At 70.2% G+C, this 16,912-nt stretch carries 18 protein-coding genes; 4 read left to right on the top strand and 14 right to left on the bottom strand.

What is annotated here, in order from left to right; translation table 11 throughout:
* Window positions 1-206: 206 nt before the first annotated feature.
* The 11 genes from dapD to ACWC5C_RS02770 form a co-directional block, all read right to left on the bottom strand.
* Entirely contained in the window at window positions 207-1,199 is a 993-nt protein-coding gene (dapD, locus tag ACWC5C_RS02820) for a 2,3,4,5-tetrahydropyridine-2,6-dicarboxylate N-succinyltransferase (RefSeq protein WP_450873002.1), read from the bottom strand.
* A gap of 61 nt (window positions 1,200-1,260) precedes the next feature.
* Entirely contained in the window at window positions 1,261-1,800 is a 540-nt protein-coding gene (locus ACWC5C_RS02815) for a TetR/AcrR family transcriptional regulator (protein ID WP_450873000.1), read from the bottom strand.
* Complete coding sequence (locus ACWC5C_RS02810; protein WP_450872998.1) at window positions 1,800-2,120, bottom strand: DMT family transporter; 321 nt, start codon at window positions 2,118-2,120, stop codon at window positions 1,800-1,802. Before ACWC5C_RS02810 ends, ACWC5C_RS02815 begins: the two co-directional genes overlap by 1 nt.
* A gap of 120 nt (window positions 2,121-2,240) precedes the next feature.
* Entirely contained in the window at window positions 2,241-2,579 is a 339-nt protein-coding gene (locus ACWC5C_RS02805) for a metal-sulfur cluster assembly factor (RefSeq protein WP_385445210.1), read from the bottom strand.
* Entirely contained in the window at window positions 2,576-3,040 is a 465-nt protein-coding gene (sufU, locus tag ACWC5C_RS02800; protein WP_385445208.1) for a Fe-S cluster assembly sulfur transfer protein SufU, read from the bottom strand. The genes ACWC5C_RS02805 and sufU overlap by 4 nt, the downstream gene beginning before the upstream one ends.
* Before the next feature lie 10 nt (window positions 3,041-3,050).
* Window positions 3,051-4,307 carry a cysteine desulfurase gene (locus tag ACWC5C_RS02795; RefSeq protein WP_450872996.1) on the bottom strand — a complete coding sequence of 419 codons (1,257 nt, stop codon included), beginning with the start codon at window positions 4,305-4,307 and terminating at the stop codon, window positions 3,051-3,053.
* Window positions 4,304-5,068, bottom strand: coding sequence for a Fe-S cluster assembly ATPase SufC (gene sufC / locus ACWC5C_RS02790; RefSeq protein WP_450872994.1), 765 nt, complete (start codon window positions 5,066-5,068; stop codon window positions 4,304-4,306). The genes ACWC5C_RS02795 and sufC overlap by 4 nt, the downstream gene beginning before the upstream one ends.
* A gap of 7 nt (window positions 5,069-5,075) precedes the next feature.
* Window positions 5,076-5,399, bottom strand: coding sequence for a bifunctional 3-phenylpropionate/cinnamic acid dioxygenase ferredoxin subunit (locus ACWC5C_RS02785; RefSeq protein ID WP_385445203.1), 324 nt, complete (start codon window positions 5,397-5,399; stop codon window positions 5,076-5,078).
* Window positions 5,396-6,565 (bottom strand): Fe-S cluster assembly protein SufD, encoded by a 1,170-nt coding sequence (sufD, locus tag ACWC5C_RS02780; protein ID WP_450872992.1) that lies wholly within the window; start codon window positions 6,563-6,565, stop codon window positions 5,396-5,398. The genes ACWC5C_RS02785 and sufD overlap by 4 nt, the downstream gene beginning before the upstream one ends.
* Window positions 6,566-6,643: 78 nt before the next feature.
* Window positions 6,644-8,065 carry a Fe-S cluster assembly protein SufB gene (gene sufB, locus ACWC5C_RS02775; protein ID WP_450872990.1) on the bottom strand — a complete coding sequence of 474 codons (1,422 nt, stop codon included), beginning with the start codon at window positions 8,063-8,065 and terminating at the stop codon, window positions 6,644-6,646.
* Complete coding sequence (locus tag ACWC5C_RS02770; RefSeq protein WP_450872988.1) at window positions 8,062-8,889, bottom strand: helix-turn-helix transcriptional regulator; 828 nt, start codon at window positions 8,887-8,889, stop codon at window positions 8,062-8,064. Before ACWC5C_RS02770 ends, sufB begins: the two co-directional genes overlap by 4 nt.
* A gap of 206 nt (window positions 8,890-9,095) precedes the next feature.
* Here ACWC5C_RS02770 and ACWC5C_RS02765 point away from each other — a divergent pair, with 206 nt between their 5' ends.
* The 3 genes from ACWC5C_RS02765 (at window position 9,096) to ACWC5C_RS02755 (ending at window position 11,963) form a co-directional block, all read left to right on the top strand.
* Entirely contained in the window at window positions 9,096-10,022 is a 927-nt protein-coding gene (locus tag ACWC5C_RS02765; protein WP_450872986.1) for an ABC transporter ATP-binding protein, read from the top strand.
* The gene (locus ACWC5C_RS02760; RefSeq protein ID WP_450872984.1) at window positions 10,019-10,810 is read left to right on the top strand and encodes an ABC transporter permease; all 792 of its coding nucleotides are present in this window, start codon (window positions 10,019-10,021) and stop codon (window positions 10,808-10,810) included. The genes ACWC5C_RS02765 and ACWC5C_RS02760 overlap by 4 nt, the downstream gene beginning before the upstream one ends.
* A gap of 85 nt (window positions 10,811-10,895) precedes the next feature.
* Window positions 10,896-11,963 (top strand): COX15/CtaA family protein, encoded by a 1,068-nt coding sequence (locus ACWC5C_RS02755; protein ID WP_450872983.1) that lies wholly within the window; start codon window positions 10,896-10,898, stop codon window positions 11,961-11,963.
* Here ACWC5C_RS02755 and ACWC5C_RS02750 read toward each other — a convergent pair.
* The 3 genes from ACWC5C_RS02750 to ACWC5C_RS02740 all read right to left on the bottom strand — a co-directional run bounded on the left by ACWC5C_RS02750 (window position 11,861) and on the right by ACWC5C_RS02740 (window position 14,455).
* Window positions 11,861-13,006 (bottom strand): amidohydrolase, encoded by a 1,146-nt coding sequence (locus tag ACWC5C_RS02750; RefSeq protein ID WP_450872981.1) that lies wholly within the window; start codon window positions 13,004-13,006, stop codon window positions 11,861-11,863. The two genes, ACWC5C_RS02755 and ACWC5C_RS02750, sit on opposite strands and share 103 nt — an antisense overlap.
* 83 nt (window positions 13,007-13,089) lie before the next feature.
* Complete coding sequence (locus ACWC5C_RS02745; protein ID WP_450872979.1) at window positions 13,090-13,425, bottom strand: hypothetical protein; 336 nt, start codon at window positions 13,423-13,425, stop codon at window positions 13,090-13,092.
* Window positions 13,426-13,489: 64 nt separating this feature from the next.
* Window positions 13,490-14,455, bottom strand: coding sequence for a heme o synthase (locus ACWC5C_RS02740; RefSeq protein ID WP_385445191.1), 966 nt, complete (start codon window positions 14,453-14,455; stop codon window positions 13,490-13,492).
* Window positions 14,456-14,804: 349 nt separating this feature from the next.
* Between ACWC5C_RS02740 and tkt the strand changes: the two genes are divergently transcribed.
* Entirely contained in the window at window positions 14,805-16,883 is a 2,079-nt protein-coding gene (gene tkt / locus ACWC5C_RS02735) for a transketolase (RefSeq protein ID WP_450872977.1), read from the top strand.
* Window positions 16,884-16,912 lie beyond the last annotated feature (29 nt).

Raw genomic sequence — 16,912 nt, 5'->3', positions numbered from 1 at the left:
GCGACCCGGAACGGGCCCGGGCGCAGCCCGGAGACCCGGGGGGCCGGGGGCGGAGCACCCGGGTACGGGGAGGGGCGGGGTGGGGGAGACTCCCCCGGGGCCCGCCCCGCGCCGAAGCGGCCGCTCCCTCCGCGGGCCTCGGGCGCTGCCCGAGGAAGCGGGGGTCCGGGGGCGGAGCACCCGTGGGGAAATCGCCCCCGGCGTCGTCAGTTGTGGGTGTGCAGGGCCTCGTTCAGGCCGCCCCAGGAGCCGGTGCGCGGCAGGACCTCGACCGCACCGGTCGTGGAGTTCCGGCGGAAGAGGAGGTTCGTGGCACCGGACAGTTCGAGAGCCTTGGCGATCTTGCCGTCGGGGAGGGTCACCCGGGTGCCCGCCGTGACGTACAGCCCCGCCTCGACGACGCAGTCGTCACCGAGGGAGATGCCGAGGCCCGCCTCGGCACCCAGCAGGCAGCGCTCACCGATCGTGATCGTCTGCTTGCCGCCACCCGACAGCGTGCCCATGATCGACGCGCCGCCACCGATGTCGGACCCGTCGCCGACGACGACGCCCGCGCTGATGCGGCCCTCGACCATGGACGTGCCCAGCGTGCCCGCGTTGAAGTTGACGAAGCCCTCGTGCATGACGGTCGTCCCGGCGGCCAGGTGCGCACCCAGCCGCACCCGGTCGGCGTCACCGATACGGACACCGGCCGGAACGACGTAGTCCGTCATCCGCGGGAACTTGTCGATGCTCGTCACCGACAGGTGCAGACCCTCGGCGCGGGCGGCGAGCCGGGCGCGCTCGACCTGGTCGGCGGCGACGGGGCCGAGCGAGGTCCAGGCGATGTTGGCGAGCAGGCCGAACTGGCCGTCCAGGCTCAGCCCGTGCGGCTTGACCAGCCGGTGACTGAGCAGGTGCAGCCGCAGGTACACGTCATGCGCGTCGAGCGGCTTGTCGTCGATCGAGGCGATGACCGTGCGGACGGCGACGACCTCGACGCCACGGCGCGGGTCCGGGCCGAGCGCCTTGAGGGCGGTCTCGCCCAGGAGCTGGGCGGTGCGCTCGGCGTCGAGCCGTTCGGTTCCGGCCGGGCCGGGCGCGTCGGCCAGCTCGGGGGCCGGGAACCAGGTGTCCAGAACGGTGCCGTCCTCGGTGAGGGTGGCGAGCCCGGCGGCGACGGCGCCGGTGGTGCGGGTGGTGGTGGCTGCATCGGTCATGGTCAGCACGCTAACCGGAGGCGGGCCCCGGAGGCTAACCGGTCCCAGGGACTAGACAAGGTCAGCCCGTCACGCGGGCGAACGCCGCCCGCGCCTCCTCCCGGTCGAACTCCCGCCCGGTCAGCAGGATCTGCAACAGCATCCCGTCGAACAGCGCGTTCACGGCCCGCGCGACATCCGCGTCGCCGGTGCGCCGCTCCAGCAGCGCGGCCATGCGGTCCAGGAACGCGGCGGCGATCGGCCGCACCGACGCGCGGCGCAGGGCGGCGAGATACAGCTCGTACTCCAGCTCCAGCCGCTTACGGTCGCCCGTCACCATCTGCTCCATCAGCCACGCCAGCTGGTCCGCGAGCGGCGCCCCGGCGGGCGCGTCGCGCTCCATGCGCTCCACATCGTCCAGACACTCGGTGTTGATCTGCTCAAGCGCGGCGACGAGCAGATCGTCGAGGCTCGCGAAGTGGTACGTGGTCGACCCGAGCGGTACGTCCGCCTCGGCGGCCACGGCCCGGTGGCTCAGCCCGCCGATCCCCCGCTCCCCCACCACCGTGATCGCGGCGTCGATGAGCCGCTGCCGCCGATCGGGGTCGTAGCGGCGCCCCATCAGTGGGCCCCGCCGAGGTTGAGCACGACCACTCCGGCGATCACCAGCAGCACCCCGATGACCCTCGCGGCGGACACCGCTTCCCCGAGGAACACCATCCCGATCGCGGCGATGGCGGCGGTCCCTGCCCCGGCCCAGACGGCGTACGCGGTGCCGACGGAGATCGTCTTGAGCGTCTGGGCGAGCAGCACGAAAGCGATCCCGTAGCCGACGGCCGTCGCGACCGAGGGCCAGAGCTTGCTGAAGCCCTCGCTGTACTTCATCGAGGTGGTCGCCAGAACCTCGGCGAGGATCGCACCGGAAAGCGTCAGGTATCCCATGCGTACGATCGTACACAACGATGCGTACGGGTGTACACAAAAAGCCGGGACCATACGAAGCGGCCCCCGCGCTCTACGCGCGGGGGCCGCTTCGAAAGCCCGAAAAGAGCCGAGAAGACCTCAGACGTTGAAGCCGAGTGCCCTCAGCTGCTCACGGCCGTCGTCCGTGATCTTGTCCGGGCCCCACGGCGGCATCCAGACCCAGTTGATCCGCAGCTCCTTGACGATCCCGTCGGCCGCGGACTTCGCCTGGTCCTCGATGACGTCGGTCAGCGGACACGCCGCGGACGTGAGCGTCATGTCGATGGTGGCGATGTTGCTGTCGTCGATGTGAATGCCGTAGATGAGGCCGAGGTTGACCACGTCGATGCCCAGCTCGGGGTCGACCACGTCGTAGAGGGCCTCGCGGACCTCTTCCTCGCTCGCGGGCTTGGTGGTGGTTTCCACGTTCTCAGTCATGCGGTCTTCCCTTCAGCGCCGTCGCTCAGGGCCTGAGCGGTGGCGTCCTTCCATGCCATCCAGCTCAGCAGAGCGCACTTGACCCGGGCGGGGTACTTGGAGACACCGGCGAACGCGACCGCGTCCTCCAGCACCTCTTCCATCGTGTCGTCCGGCTCCAGCTGGCCCTTGGACTGCATCAGCTCCAAGAACGTCGCCTGGATCCTGCGAGCCTCGCTCAGTTCCTTGCCCACCAGCAGGTCGTTGAGCACGGACGCGCTGGCCTGGCTGATGGAACAGCCCTGCCCCTCGTAGCTCACGTCCTCGATCGTCTCGCCGTCAAGCCGCACCCGGAGCGTGATCTCGTCACCACAGGTCGGATTGACGTGGTGTACCTCGGCGTCGCCGTCCCTGAGCCCCCGCCCGTGGGGGTGCTTGTAGTGGTCCAGGATGACGTCCTGGTACATCGAATCCAGCTTCACGTGGCAGCCCCTAGCCGAAGAAGTTCCGTACGTGCTCCAACCCGTCGACCAGGGCATCCACCTCGGCCGGCGTGGAGTACAGATAGAACGACGCTCGCGTGGTCGCAGGAATTCCGTACCGCAGGCAGACCGGACGCGCACAGTGGTGGCCGACCCGGACGGCGATGCCCTGCTCGTCGAGGACCTGACCCACATCGTGCGGGTGGATGTCGCCGAGCGTGAAGGAGATCGTCGCGCCGCGCTCCTCGGCCGTGGTGGGGCCGATGATGCGCAGGTCGGGCACCTCCAGGAGCCTGCCGACCGCGTACTCGGTCAGGGCGTGCTCATGGCGGTAGATGTTGTCCATGCCGATCGAGGACAGGTAGTCCACGGCCGCGCCGAGGCCGACGGCCTGGGCGATCGGGGGCGTACCGGCCTCGAACTTGTGCGGCGCCGGAGCGTAGGTGGAGGAGTTCATCGAGACGGTCTCGATCATCTCGCCGCCGCCGAGGAACGGAGGCAGATCCTCCAGCAGCTCCTGGCGGCCCCACAGCACACCGATGCCGGTCGGACCGCACATCTTGTGGCCGGTGAAGGCCACGAAGTCGGCCTGCAGCGCCTGCACGTCCAGCAGCATGTGCGGGGCGGCCTGGGAGGCGTCGATGACGACGAGCGCGCCGACGTCCTGCGCGCGGCGGACGATCGCCTCGACCGGGTTGTGCGTGCCCAGGATGTTGGAGACCAGCACGAAGGAGACGACCTTGGTCTTCTCCGTGATGACCTGCTCGATCTCGGACAGGTCGAGACGGCCGTCGTCGGTGAGGCCGAACCACTTCAGCTTCGCGCCGGTGCGCTGCGAGAGCAGCTGCCACGGCACGATGTTGGAGTGGTGCTCCATCTCCGTGATGACGATCTCGGTTTCCTGGTCCACCCGGTAGGGCTCATCGGCCCAGCCGAGCATGTTCGCGACCAGGTTCAGCGACTCCGACGCGTTCTTGGTGAAGATCACCTCGTCGCGGCTCGGAGCGTTGATGAAGGCGGCGACCTTGTCGCGAGCGCCCTCGTACAGCGCCGTGGCCTCCTCCGCGAGCACATGGACGCCACGGTGCACATTGGCGTTGGAGCGCTCGTAATAACTGTTCAGCGCGTCCAGGACCTGGCGCGGCTTCTGCGAGGTCGCCGCGTTGTCCAGGTATACGACCTTCTTGCCGTCGTGGACCGTGCGGTCCAGGATCGGGAAGTCCTTGCGGATCGCCTCGGTGTCGAGGAGGCCCGGCAGCTGTGTCACTCGGAGACGCCTCCCTTCACGTACTCCTCGTAGCCCTCTTCCTCCAGCTTGTCGGCCAGCTCCGGGCCGCCGGACTCGGCGATCCGGCCCGCGGCGAACACGTGGACGTGGTCGGGCTTGATGTAGCGCAGGATGCGCGTGTAGTGGGTGATCAGCAGGGTGCCGACCTGGCCCGACTCCCGGACGCGGTTGACGCCCTCGGAGACCACGCGCAGCGCGTCGACGTCGAGACCGGAGTCGGTCTCGTCGAGGATCGCGATGGCCGGCCTCAGCAGCTCCAGCTGAAGGATCTCGTGGCGCTTCTTCTCACCGCCGGAGAAGCCCTCGTTCACGTTCCGCTCGGCGAAGGACGGGTCGATCGAGAGGCGCTGCATGGCCTCCTTGACCTCCTTCACCCAGGTGCGCAGCTTCGGCGCCTCGCCGCGGATCGCGGTCGCGGAGGTGCGCAGGAAGTTGGAGACGGAGACGCCGGGCACCTCGACCGGGTACTGCATGGCGAGGAAGACACCGGCGCGGGCCCGCTCGTCGACGGACATCTCCAGCACGTTCTCGCCGTCGAGGGTGACGGTGCCGCCGGTGATCTTGTACTTCGGGTGACCGGCGAGCGAGTACGCCAGGGTGGACTTGCCGGAGCCGTTCGGGCCCATGATGGCGTGCGTCTCGCCCTGCTTCACGGTCAGGTCGACGCCGCGCAGAATCTCGCGGGGGCCGCCCTCGGCCTCGACGGAGACGTGCAGGTCGTGGATCTCAAGCGTTGCCATGGGTGCCTCAGGACTCCTGGGTGACGGAGACGAGCACGTCGTCCCCTTCGATCTTTACGGGGTATACGGGGACGGGGCGCGTCGCGGGAAGGCCGGACGGCTTGCCGGTACGGAGGTCGAAGCTGGAGCCGTGCAGCCAGCACTCGATCTGGCAGTCCTCCACCTCGCCCTCGGACAGCGAGACGTTCGCGTGCGAGCAGATGTCGTTGACCGCGAACACCTCGCCCTCGGTGCGCACCAGCGCGACCGGCACGCCCTCCAGCTCGACGCGCTTGGGAGCGTCCTCTTCGAGTTCGGTCAGCGCGCACACGCGCACGAAGGCTGCGGTCATACGGACGCCTCCAGCTCCGCCTCGATCTTGGCGATCAGGCGCTCCTCCAGCTCGGGCAGCCCGATCTGCTGGACCAGCTCGGCGAAGAAGCCGCGGACGACCAGACGGCGGGCCTCGTCGGCCGGGATGCCGCGAGCCATCAGGTAGAACAGCTGCTCGTCCTCGAAGCGGCCGGTCGCGCTCGCGTGACCGGCACCGACGATCTCACCGGTCTCGATCTCCAGGTTCGGCACCGAGTCGACGCGGGCGCCGTCGGTGAGGACCAGGTTCCGGTTCAGCTCGTAGGTGTCCGTGCCCTCGGCCGCGGCACGGATCAGCACATCGCCGATCCAGACCGCGTGCGCGTCCTTGCCCTGCAGCGCGCCCTTGTAGGCCACGTTGCTGCGGCAGTGCGGGGTGTCGTGGTCGATGAAGAGGCGGTGCTCCTGGTGCTGGCCGTTGTCGGTGAAGTACACGCCGTACAGCTCGGCCTCACCGCCCGGGGCGCCGTAGACGACGCGCGGGTGCAGCCGCACCAGGTCGCCGCCGAAGGTGACGACCACGGACTTGAAGGTGGCGTCCCGGCCGACCAGCGCGGTGTGCTGGCCGACGTGGACGGCCGAGTCGTCCCAGTCCTGGACGGAGACGACGGTGAGCTTGGCGCCGTCACCGATGAGGTACTCGACGTTGGCGGCGAGCGTGGCGTCACCGGTGTGGTCGATGACGACGACGGCCTCGGCGAAGGCGCCGACCTCGATCACCTGGTGGCCGAAGGCGGTGCCGCCCTCGCCGTGCACGGCGATCCGCACCGGCTCGGTCAGCACCTTCTCCTTGGGCACCGAGACGACCGAGGCCTTCTCGAAGGAGCTGTACGCCTGGGCCGCCACCCGGTCCACCGGCTTGCCGGCCTTGCCCAGGCGGGCGTCGTCACGGCCCACGGTCTCGACGGTGACGCCCTCGGGGGCGGCCACCTCGACCTTGACGCCGCCGTCGGCCACGGCGGTGCCGTCGTGGAGGCCGCGCAGCCGCTCCAGCGGCGTGAACCGCCAGTCCTCCTCGCGCCCGCTGGGCACGGGGAAGTCGGCCACGTCGTACGACGCGGGGGCACTGACCCGCGCGTCGATGGGCTGCTGCCCCACCTGGATGACGCCGTCCGTGGTGGATCCGGCCGGAATGGTTTCAGCCATGGCTGTCGTACTGCTCGCTTTCTGCCTTCTGGGGCTTACACGGGGGTGCCCCGGGGCGGGGCGGGAAGGGCGGTCGGGTCAGCCGACCGAACCCTCCATCTGCAGCTCGATCAGCCGGTTGAGCTCCAGCGCGTACTCCATGGGCAGTTCGCGCGCGATCGGCTCGACGAAGCCGCGCACGATCATCGCCATGGCCTCGTCCTCGGACAGGCCGCGGCTCATGAGGTAGAAGAGCTGGTCATCGCTGACCTTCGAAACGGTCGCCTCGTGCCCCATGGACACGTCGTCCTCGCGGACGTCCACGTACGGGTAGGTGTCCGAGCGCGAGATGGTGTCGACCAGCAGGGCGTCGCACAGCACGTTGGACTTGGAGCCCTCCGCGCCCTCGCCGATCTCGATCAGACCGCGGTAGGAGGTGCGGCCACCGCCCCGGGCCACCGACTTGGAGACGATGTTCGAGGAGGTGCGGGGCGCCATGTGGACCATCTTGGCACCGGCGTCCTGGTGCTGGCCCTCGCCCGCGAAGGCGATGGACAGCGTCTCACCCTTGGCGTGCTCGCCCATCAGGTAGACGGCCGGGTACTTCATGGTCACCTTGGAGCCGAGGTTGCCGTCGACCCACTCCATGGTCGCGCCCTCGTAGGCCACGGCGCGCTTGGTGACCAGGTTGTACACGTTGTTCGACCAGTTCTGAATGGTCGTGTAGCGGCAGCGGCCGCCCTTCTTGACGATGATCTCCACGACCGCGGAGTGCAGCGAGTCCGACTTGTAGATCGGCGCGGTGCAGCCCTCGACGTAGTGGACGTAGGCGCCCTCGTCAACGATGATCAGCGTCCGCTCGAACTGGCCCATGTTCTCGGTGTTGATCCGGAAGTACGCCTGGAGCGGGATGTCCACGTGGACGCCCGGGGGCACGTAGATGAACGAGCCGCCGGACCACACCGCCGTGTTCAGCGAGGCGAACTTGTTGTCGCCCGCCGGGATCACCGTGCCGAAGTACTCCTTGAACAGCTCCGGGTGCTCCTTGAGCGCCGTGTCGGTGTCCAGGAAGAGAACGCCCTGCTCCTCCAGGTCCTCACGGATCTGGTGGTAGACGACCTCGGACTCGTACTGGGCCGCGACACCCGCGACGAGGCGCTGCTTCTCGGCCTCCGGGATGCCCAGCTTGTCGTACGTGTTCTTGATGTCCTCGGGCAGGTCCTCCCAGGAGGCGGCCTGCTTCTCGGTGGAGCGGACGAAGTACTTGATGTTGTCGAAGTCGATGCCCGTCAGGTCCGAGCCCCAGGTGGGCATGGGCTTCTTGCCGAAGAGCTTCAGGCCCTTGAGGCGGAGCTTGAGCATCCACTCCGGCTCGGACTTCTTCGCCGAGATGTCGCGGACGACCTCCTCGGAGAGGCCGCGCTTGGCAGAAGCGCCGGCGACGTCGGAGTCGGCCCAGCCGTACTCGTAGTTGCCCAGACCCTCAAGCTCGGGGTGAGCGGTCTCCGTGGGGAGAGTCATTCGGGGTTCCTCCCGGCCGTGCTGGCAGATGCTGTGGTGGTCTTGGTGATGCGGTGGTCGGTCTTCTCGACCGCGGTGTCGGTCTGTCCGGTCTGGTGTCCGGTCTTCGGAATGAACGTCGTGCACACCCCGTCGCCATGGGCGATGGTCGCCAGACGCTGGACATGAGTCCCGAGCAGCTGGGAGAAGACCTCGGTCTCCGCCTCACACAGCTGCGGATATCGCTCGGCTGCGTGGGCGACCGGGCAGTGGTGCTGGCAGAGCTGTTCGCCGACCGGCGCGCTGCGCGCCGTAGCAGCGTACCCGTCCGCGGAGAGTGCGCCCGCGAGGGCTTCGGTACGCCGCCCGGGGGCGGCGGCCTCGACGGCGCCGCGGTACTCCTCGGCCTGGGCGGCGAGCCTGGCGCGGGCGAACGCCGCGACGGCGGCCCGGCCCTTCTCGCCGCCGCCCGCGCTCTGCTCGATCCAGCGCAGGGCGTCGACGGCGAGATCGTCATAGGCCTGGTCGAAGGCGTCACGGCCGCAGTCCGTCAGGGCGAACGCCTTGGCCGGGCGGCCGCGCCGCCGCGCCCCGTACACCCTCTTCTCTCGGGGCTCGACGACGCCGTCGGCGACGAGGGTGTCGAGGTGACGGCGCACGGCCGCCTGGGTCAGCTCCAGCCGCAGCGCCAGCTCGGCGGCGGTGGACGGACCGTGGTCGAGGATGGAGCGGGCAACCCGGTTCCGGGTGCCGTGCTGCTCCTCGGGAGCGGGCACGGCAGGCACGCCGGACGGCGCGGCCGCCTCGGCCGCGCGTCCCTGGGGAGCCTCGCTCGCGTATTTCACAACGCCATTGTTGCGTAATTCTTCAGCAAGGTACAAGCGAGAGCGGAGGGACCTTCCGGTGGGGTGCGTCACTTAGGTACACCTAAGTGTGACCTGCGAAAACGCGGCTCACGTGCGCGTTGGAGAGGCGCTTCCCGGCAGCTCGCGAGGGGTGCGTTCCGGCCCTGCCGCCCACGGCCCCGCCTGCCGTTCGTACACTGCCGGACATGCGAGAAGAGCCCGCGGTCGACATCGTCGGCCTGGTCAAACGGTACGGCTCCAAGACCGCCGTCGACGGTCTCGACCTGTCCGTCGGCCGCGGCACCGTGAGCGCCGTCCTCGGACCCAACGGCGCCGGAAAGACCACCACCGTCGAGACCTGCGAGGGATATCGCCGCCCCGACGCCGGGACGGTCCGGATATTCGGCCTCGACCCGGTCGCGGACGCCGCGGCCCTGCGGCCTCGGGTGGGCGTCATGCTCCAGTCCGGAGGCGTTTATTCCGGCGCGCGCGCAGAAGAGATGCTGCGCCACACTGCCACCCTCCACGCCCATCCCCTGGACGTCACCGCTCTTATCGAGCGGCTCGGCCTCGGCTCCTGCGGCCGTACGACCTACCGGCGGCTCTCCGGCGGCCAGCAGCAGCGGCTCGCGCTCGCCATGGCCGTCGTCGGCCGCCCCGAGCTGGTCTTCCTCGACGAGCCCACCGCCGGACTCGACCCGCAGGCCCGCCGCGCCACCTGGGACCTCGTCCGCGATCTGCGCCGGGACGGTGTGACCGTCGTCCTGACCACGCACTACATGGACGAGGCCGAACAGCTCGCCGACCACGTCGCGATCATCGACGGCGGCAAGGTGATCGCCCAGGGCACCCCCGAGGAGCTGTGCCGCGGCGGCGCCGAGAACACCCTGCGCTTCTCCGGCCGCCCCGCGCTCGACCTGGCCTCGCTGCTCAAGGCGCTGCCCGTCGACAGCCAGGCCGCCGAGCTGGTCCCCGGCGGCTACCGGGTCACCGGCAAGGTCAACCCGCAGATGCTGGCCACCGTCACCTCCTGGTGCGCGCAGAACGGTGTGATGCCCGACCGCATCTCGGTCGAGCGGCACACCCTGGAGGACGTCTTCCTGGAGCTGACCGGTAAGGAGCTGCGCGCGTGACCGCCACAGGGACCTATCTCCCGAAGCCGGGGGCGGCACCGCTGCTCCGGATGATCCGCGCGCAGGCCGCGCTGGAGACCCGGATGCTGCTGCGCAACGGCGAACAGCTGCTGCTGACCGTCGTCATCCCGTCCCTCGTCCTGGTGCTCTTCAGCAGTGTCGACATCGTGGACACCGGCGACACAGGCGCTACCGGCGGCTCCGGGGACGCCGTCGACTTCCTCGCGCCCGGTGTGCTGGCGCTCGCCGTGCTGTCCACGGCCTTCACCGGACAGGCCATCGCGACCGGCTTCGAGCGGCGGTACGGCGTGCTCAAGCGGCTCGCCGTCTCCCCGATGCCCCGATGGGCGCTGATGGCCGCCAAGACGTGCGCGGTGCTGGTCACCGAGGTCCTGCAGATCGTGCTGCTGACCGCCATCGCCTTCGCGCTGGGCTGGTCGCCGCAGGGCAACCCGCTCGCCGTGGTGCTGCTGCTGATCCTCGGCACCGCCGCGTTCTCCGGGCTCGGGCTGCTGATGGCGGGCACCCTGAAGGCCGAGGCGACGCTCGCCGCCGCCAACCTCGTCTTCCTGCTGCTGCTCGTGGGCGGCGGGGTGATCGTGTCGCTGGACAAGTTCCCGGGCGCCGCGCGCGCCGTCCTGGAGCTGCTGCCGATCTCGGCGCTCTCCGGGGGCTTGCGGGACGTCCTCCAGGACGGGGCCGGGGTGCCCTGGCGCGACCTCGCCATCCTGGCCGTGTGGTCGGTGCTGGGGCTCGGGGCGGCGGCGCGCTTCTTCCGCTGGGAGTGAGCTTCTTCCGCCGGGAGTGAGGGGCCTTCCGGGGTAACGGGGACCCTCGTGAAAAGCTGCACAAGCTCCGTCCTACGATGTCCCCGTGCCGAATTCGCTGAATCCGTTCGAGCTGATCGCCCGGCGCTGGCAGCCCTCCGCGCGCTTCGTGGAGCGGGCGGCGCTGGCCACCGTGGTGATGTCCGTGGTCATCGTCATCACCGGCGGCGCGGTCCGGCTGACCGAGTCCGGGCTGGGCTGTGACACCTGGCCCAAGTGCACCTCCGGGAGCCTGACGCCCACCGCCGACATGGGCATCCACGGCGCCATCGAGTTCGGCAACCGCATGCTGACGTACGTGCTGTGCGCGTTCGTCGGCCTGCTGATCATCGCCGCGCGGGCCCGTCAGCCGGTGCGCCGCTCGATCACCCGGCTGGGCTGGGTCCAGTTCTGGCTGATCATGAGCAACGCGATCATCGGCGGCATCATCGTCCTGACCGGCCTGAACCCGTACATCGTCAGCTCGCACTTCCTGCTGGCCACCGCGCTCCTCACGGTCGCGATGGCGGTCTGGCAGCGCTCCCGCGAGGGCGACGGGGCGCCGCGCGACCTGGTGCCCCGGCCGGTGCGCCAGCTGACCTGGCTGCTGGTCGGCGCGACGCTGACGCTGATCCTGCTCGGCACCGTCGTCACCGGCTCAGGGCCGCACGCCGGAGACGCCCGCGAGGTGCACCGGATTCCGCTGGACTGGCAGGAGATCACCCAGCTGCACGTGGACTTCGTCTACATCGTGCTGGGCCTCACCGTCGCCCTGTGGTTCGTGCTGCGCGCCGTGCAGGCCCCGGCGGGCCCGCGCCGTGCGGTGCGCGACCTGCTGGCCGTACTGCTGCTCCAGGGCGTGATCGGATACGTCCAGTACTTCACGGGCCTGCCCGAAGTGGTCGTCGGCATCCACATGTTCGGGTCCTGCCTGGTGTGGATCGCGGTCCTGCGGGTGCTCTTCGCCCAGCGCGAGCGCCCCGCGCTCGCCGACGCCTCCGGCACCGGCCCGACCGGCGACCACGAAGCGATTCAGCCCGAGAGCCCGGCCGACCCCGAGCCGAACCCGAGCCCAGAGCCGAGCCCGAACGCGGACCCGGAGCCCGCGCCCGCGCCCGCCGCGTCCAGCCGGTAGACCCGGCGCGCCGTCCCGGCCGCCACCAGCCCGGCGATCCGCCGGGCCTCCGCCCCCGTACAGACGCCGTCGGCGACCCACTCGGCCGCCAGCCGGGCCATCGCCCGGCCGAACAGCCGGGCGGCGGTCACATACAGCTCGGGCAGCGCTCGGGCGCCGCTGGAGAACAGCAGCTTGCCGAACGGCGCCTCGCCCAGCGTCTCCGCGGGCTGCGGCCCCGCGTCCGCGTAGACGTGCGGGAACACCGCGGCGAGCTGGGCGGCGCGGCGGTGGTGCGGCCGGTCGGGCAGCAGGACGAGGTCGGTGCCGAACCCGGCAGTGGCGCGCAGGAAGCCGATCAGCGGCTGCGGATCGGCGCAGTGCAGCTGCACCGGCAGCCCGGTCGCCACCGCGCTCCACATCAGATGCTGCGCGAACACCGGGTCGGGCGCCCGGTTCCGTACCGGCCGCGCGGCCAGCCGCCGGGCCGCCGCGCGCCGCACCTCGCCCGGCTCTGGCGGGGTCTCGTCGCAGAAGGTGATGCCCAGCGCGAAGGCGGTGGCGTGCTGGGCGGCGGCGTACAGGGCCTCGGCGGTGTTGCCCAGGAAGGCGTCGACCGTCCCCGAGGTGTCCGCGACCTGCTCGGCCAGCGGTTCGAGCCGTACGACCTCATGGACCCGGCCGTCGGCGGCCGCCGCCAGCTCGGCGGCCGAGGTGAGGTCGCTCGGGGCGCCCGACTCCAGCAGCAGGGTGCCGATGCCCGCGCCGCGCAGCAGCAGCCGGGCGGCGCGGTAGGCACCCAGCTCACGGCGGCGGGCGAGATAGCGCACGGGCGTGCAGTGCGGCTCCAGGCCCAGCAGCGGCGGGCACCAGCGGCGTACGGCGAGCCCGGTCAAGCTGTCGAAGTACGTGGTCCCGGCCGGGGCCGGGCCCGATCCGGCGGCGGTGGCCAGATGCGTCTCGAACGAGCCGAGGCCCAGCTCGCCGTGGACCGTGCCGTGGCTGTGCTGATCGACCAGCGGCGGCAGCCCGAGGGTGCCCGGGGACCCGGTCGCCTCGTCCATCGCCGCCACCTCCTCGCCCTCCGGCATCGCAGGGCTTAACGCCCGGATGCCGCGCGAGGTGTCGCCGGTCGGGGTCCGGCGGTTCAGGTGTTGCGGGGGCCGCCCAGTTGGATACCGGCCATCCGCGTCCATTCGTAGCGGCCCGTGCGGACCTTCGCCGCGAGGTCGCCGTCGAAGTCGTCCTGGAGCGTGACCCCGGCGATCTCGACGGCGCGGCGGGCCGTCTCCTGGGAGCGGGCCACGAGGGTGCCCCACTCGCCGTTGGCGCCCACCAGGGCGATCCGGACGGTGCCCCGGCCGATGTGGGCGAGCTGGCCCTCGGCGCTGCCGCCGTGGCTCTTGGCGAAGGCCGTGATCTGGTGGGCGAGGCGCTGGGCCCGCTTCTCGTCCTTCGGGGACGCCTGCGTGGTTTCTGCCATACCACCGATGCTACCCGCCGGTAATTACGGCCGGAAGGGGATCACCAGAGGAACCGGAAGGGGATCACCGCAGGAAGGGGTCCACCGCGACGGCGACGAAGAGCAGCGAGACATAGGTGATGGACCAGTGGAACAGCCGCATCTCCTTGAGCTTCGCGCCGGTGACCTCGGCCCGGGCGCGCGCCTGGAGCCCGTGCGCCTCCTTGAGCCAGAACGCGCCCAGCACGGTCGCCACGACCGGGTAGAACCAGCCGGTGTAGCCGAGCGGCCACAGCAGCAGCGAGACGCCGACCATGGCCCAGCTGTAGAGGACGATCTGCCGGGCGACCGCCTTGTTGCCCGCGATGACGGGCAGCATCGGCACGCTCGCCCGCTCGTAGTCCTCCTTGACCTTCATCGACAGCGGCCAGTAGTGCGGCGGCGTCCAGAAGAAGATGACCAGGAAGAGGATCACCGCGGCCCAGGAGACCTCATTGGTGACCGACGACCATCCGATGAGCACCGGCATGCAGCCCGCGATGCCGCCCCACACGATGTTCTGCGAGGTACGCCGCTTGAGCCACATCGTGTAGACGACGACGTAGAAGATCAGCGCACCGAGTGCCAGCATCGAGGACAGCGGGTTGACGAGAACCCAGAACCAGGCCGTGGACCCGATGGCGAGCGCGAAGGCAAAGACCAGGCACTCGACCGGCGACACCATGCCGGTGACCAGTGGACGCTGCGACGTACGGTCCATCATCGCGTCGATGTCCCGGTCGTAGTACATGTTGAACGCGGCGGCGCCACCGGCGGACAGATAGCCGCCTACGCAGGTCGCCAGGACCAGCCACAGATCCGGGACGCCCTGAGCGGCCAGGAACATGACCGGCACCGTGGTCATCAGCAGCAGTTCGATGACGCGCGGCTTGGTCAGCGTCACGAACGCCTTGACCCGGGCCCCGAGCGGCCGGCGGCCTGGAAGCCGCTGCCCGAGGCTCGATTCGCTCGTTTCGAGCACCCCCGCAGGACGGGATTCGACGGCCGTCACGCACACCCCTGGTGGAAGCAAGAACCAGCAAGCACCGGAGATGAAACCCCGGTAAAGACTTGCGCGTACCACGCCACTCTAGACGTAGCGGATACGCCGCTCGCCGCCGGGGTCGGCTCGTGTTGATGCCCCTCGAAGACCTGCGCGGACACCCCGTACAACTTCCGGAACGCCGTATTCCATGACCCCCGGAGAGAACTCCGATGGAATGCCACGACCTTGAGATTCGTTCCCTTAGTCGTTGAGTGGAACTCGAAAAGATGACCGTTCTTACAGGGGTAGGCTCGACCTCGCCGGTGTGCACACGGTCACCGGACAGCGACATTGTGGAGAGGAGCCCTGACTCAGGGTGAGCAACAAGCCGACTACCACAGACCTTGAATGGACCGATCTGGATCAGCGGGCCGTTGACACCGCCCGCGTCCTGGCCATGGACTCCGTACAGAAGGTCGGTAACGGCCACCCTGGCACGGCCATGAGTCTGGCGCCCGCCGCCTACCTTCTCTTCCAGAAGCTCATGCGGCACGACCCCTCCGACGCGGACTGGGCGGGCCGGGACCGGTTCGTCCTCTCCCCCGGGCACACGAGCCTCACCCTGTACGTGCAGCTCTACCTGGCGGGCTTCGGCCTTGAGCTGGAGGACCTGAAGTCCTTCCGTACCTGGGGCAGCCTCACCCCGGGCCACCCGGAGTACGGCCACACCAGGGGCGTGGAGACCACGACCGGCCCGCTCGGCCAGGGCGTCGCGAACGCGGTGGGCATGGCCATGGCCGCCCGCTACGAGCGTGGGCTGTTCGACCCGGAGGCGCCCGAGGGCGCCTCCCCGTTCGACCACACCATCTGGGCGATCGTCTCCGACGGCGACCTGGAGGAGGGCATCTCCGCCGAGGCGTCCTCGCTGGCCGGTCACCAGAAGCTGGGCAACATCGTCGCGCTGTACGACGACAACCACATCTCCATCGAGGGCGACACCGCCACCGCGCTGTCCGAGGACGTGCTGAAGCGGTACGAGGCGTACGGCTGGCATGTCCAGCGCATCGAGCAGGCGGCCAGCGGCGACTTCGACATCGAGCAGCTGTACGCGGCGCTCAAGGCGGCGCAGGACGAGACCGAGCGCCCCTCGATCATCGCCGCGCGCACGATCATCGCCTGGCCCGCCCCGAACGCGCAGAACACCGAGGCCTCCCACGGCTCCGCGCTCGGCGCCGACGAGGTCGCCGCCACCAAGCGGGTCCTGGGCTTCGACCCCGAGCAGCACTTCCAGGTCGACACCGAGGTCATCAACCACACCCGCGGCCTGGTCGACCGCGCCCGCGAGGCGCACGCCGCCTGGGACAAGACACTCCAGGAGTGGCGCAACAACAACCCCGCGCGCGCCGCCGAGTTCGACCGCGTCACCGCCGGTGAGCTGCCGGAGGGCTGGGAGAGCGCGCTGCCGGTCTTCGAGGCGGGCAAGGACGTCGCCACCCGCAAGGCGTCCGGCCAGGTGCTCAAGGCGCTCGGCGGAGTGATCCCGGAGCTGTGGGGCGGCTCGGCCGACCTCGCCGGTTCCAACAACACCACGATCGACGCGTCCTCGTCCTTCCTCCCCAAGGACAACCCGCTGCCGGAGGCCGACCCATACGGGCGGACGATCCACTTCGGCATCCGCGAGCACGCCATGGGCTCGACCATGAACGGCATCGCGCTGCACGGCAACACCCGTGTCTACGGCGGCACGTTCCTCGTCTTCTCCGACTACATGCGCCCGGCCGTGCGGCTGGCCGCGCTGATGAAGCTGCCGGTCACCTACGTGTGGACGCACGACTCCATCGGCCTCGGCGAGGACGGCCCCACCCACCAGCCGGTCGAGCACCTGTCCGCGCTGCGCGCCATCCCGGGCCTGAACATCGTGCGCCCGGCCGACGCCAACGAGACCGTCGTCGCCTGGCGCGAGATCACCCGCCGCCACAACGACAACCCGGCCCCGCACGGCCTGGCCCTCACCCGGCAGAACGTGCCGACGTACGAGGCCGACGAGGACGCCGCCAAGGGTGGTTACGTCCTGTTCGAGGCCGAGGGCGGCCAGCCGCAGGTGATCCTGATCGGCACCGGCTCCGAGGTCCAGCTCGCCGTCGAGGCGCGCGAGCGGCTGCAGGCGGCCGGGGTGCCGACCCGCGTCGTCTCGATGCCCTCGATCGAGTGGTTCGAAGAGCAGGACAAGGGGTACCGCGACAGCGTGCTGCCGCCGTCCGTGAAGGCTCGTGTGGCCGTCGAGGCCGGCATCGGCCTGACCTGGTACCGCTACGTCGGCGAGGCGGGCCGCATCGTCTCGCTGGAGCACTTCGGCGCGTCCGCCGACTACAAGGTGCTCTACCGGGAGTTCGGCCTGACCGCCGACGCCGTGGTGACCGCCGCCCGCGAGTCCCTGGACGCCGCCGGGCGGTGACGCCCGCATCCGACTTGAACAGCGACGAG

Source organism: Streptomyces sp. NPDC001700, assembly GCF_053596435.1.
Note: the sequence above shows the minus strand (reverse complement) of the source record. Positions and strands in the feature narration are given on the sequence as shown.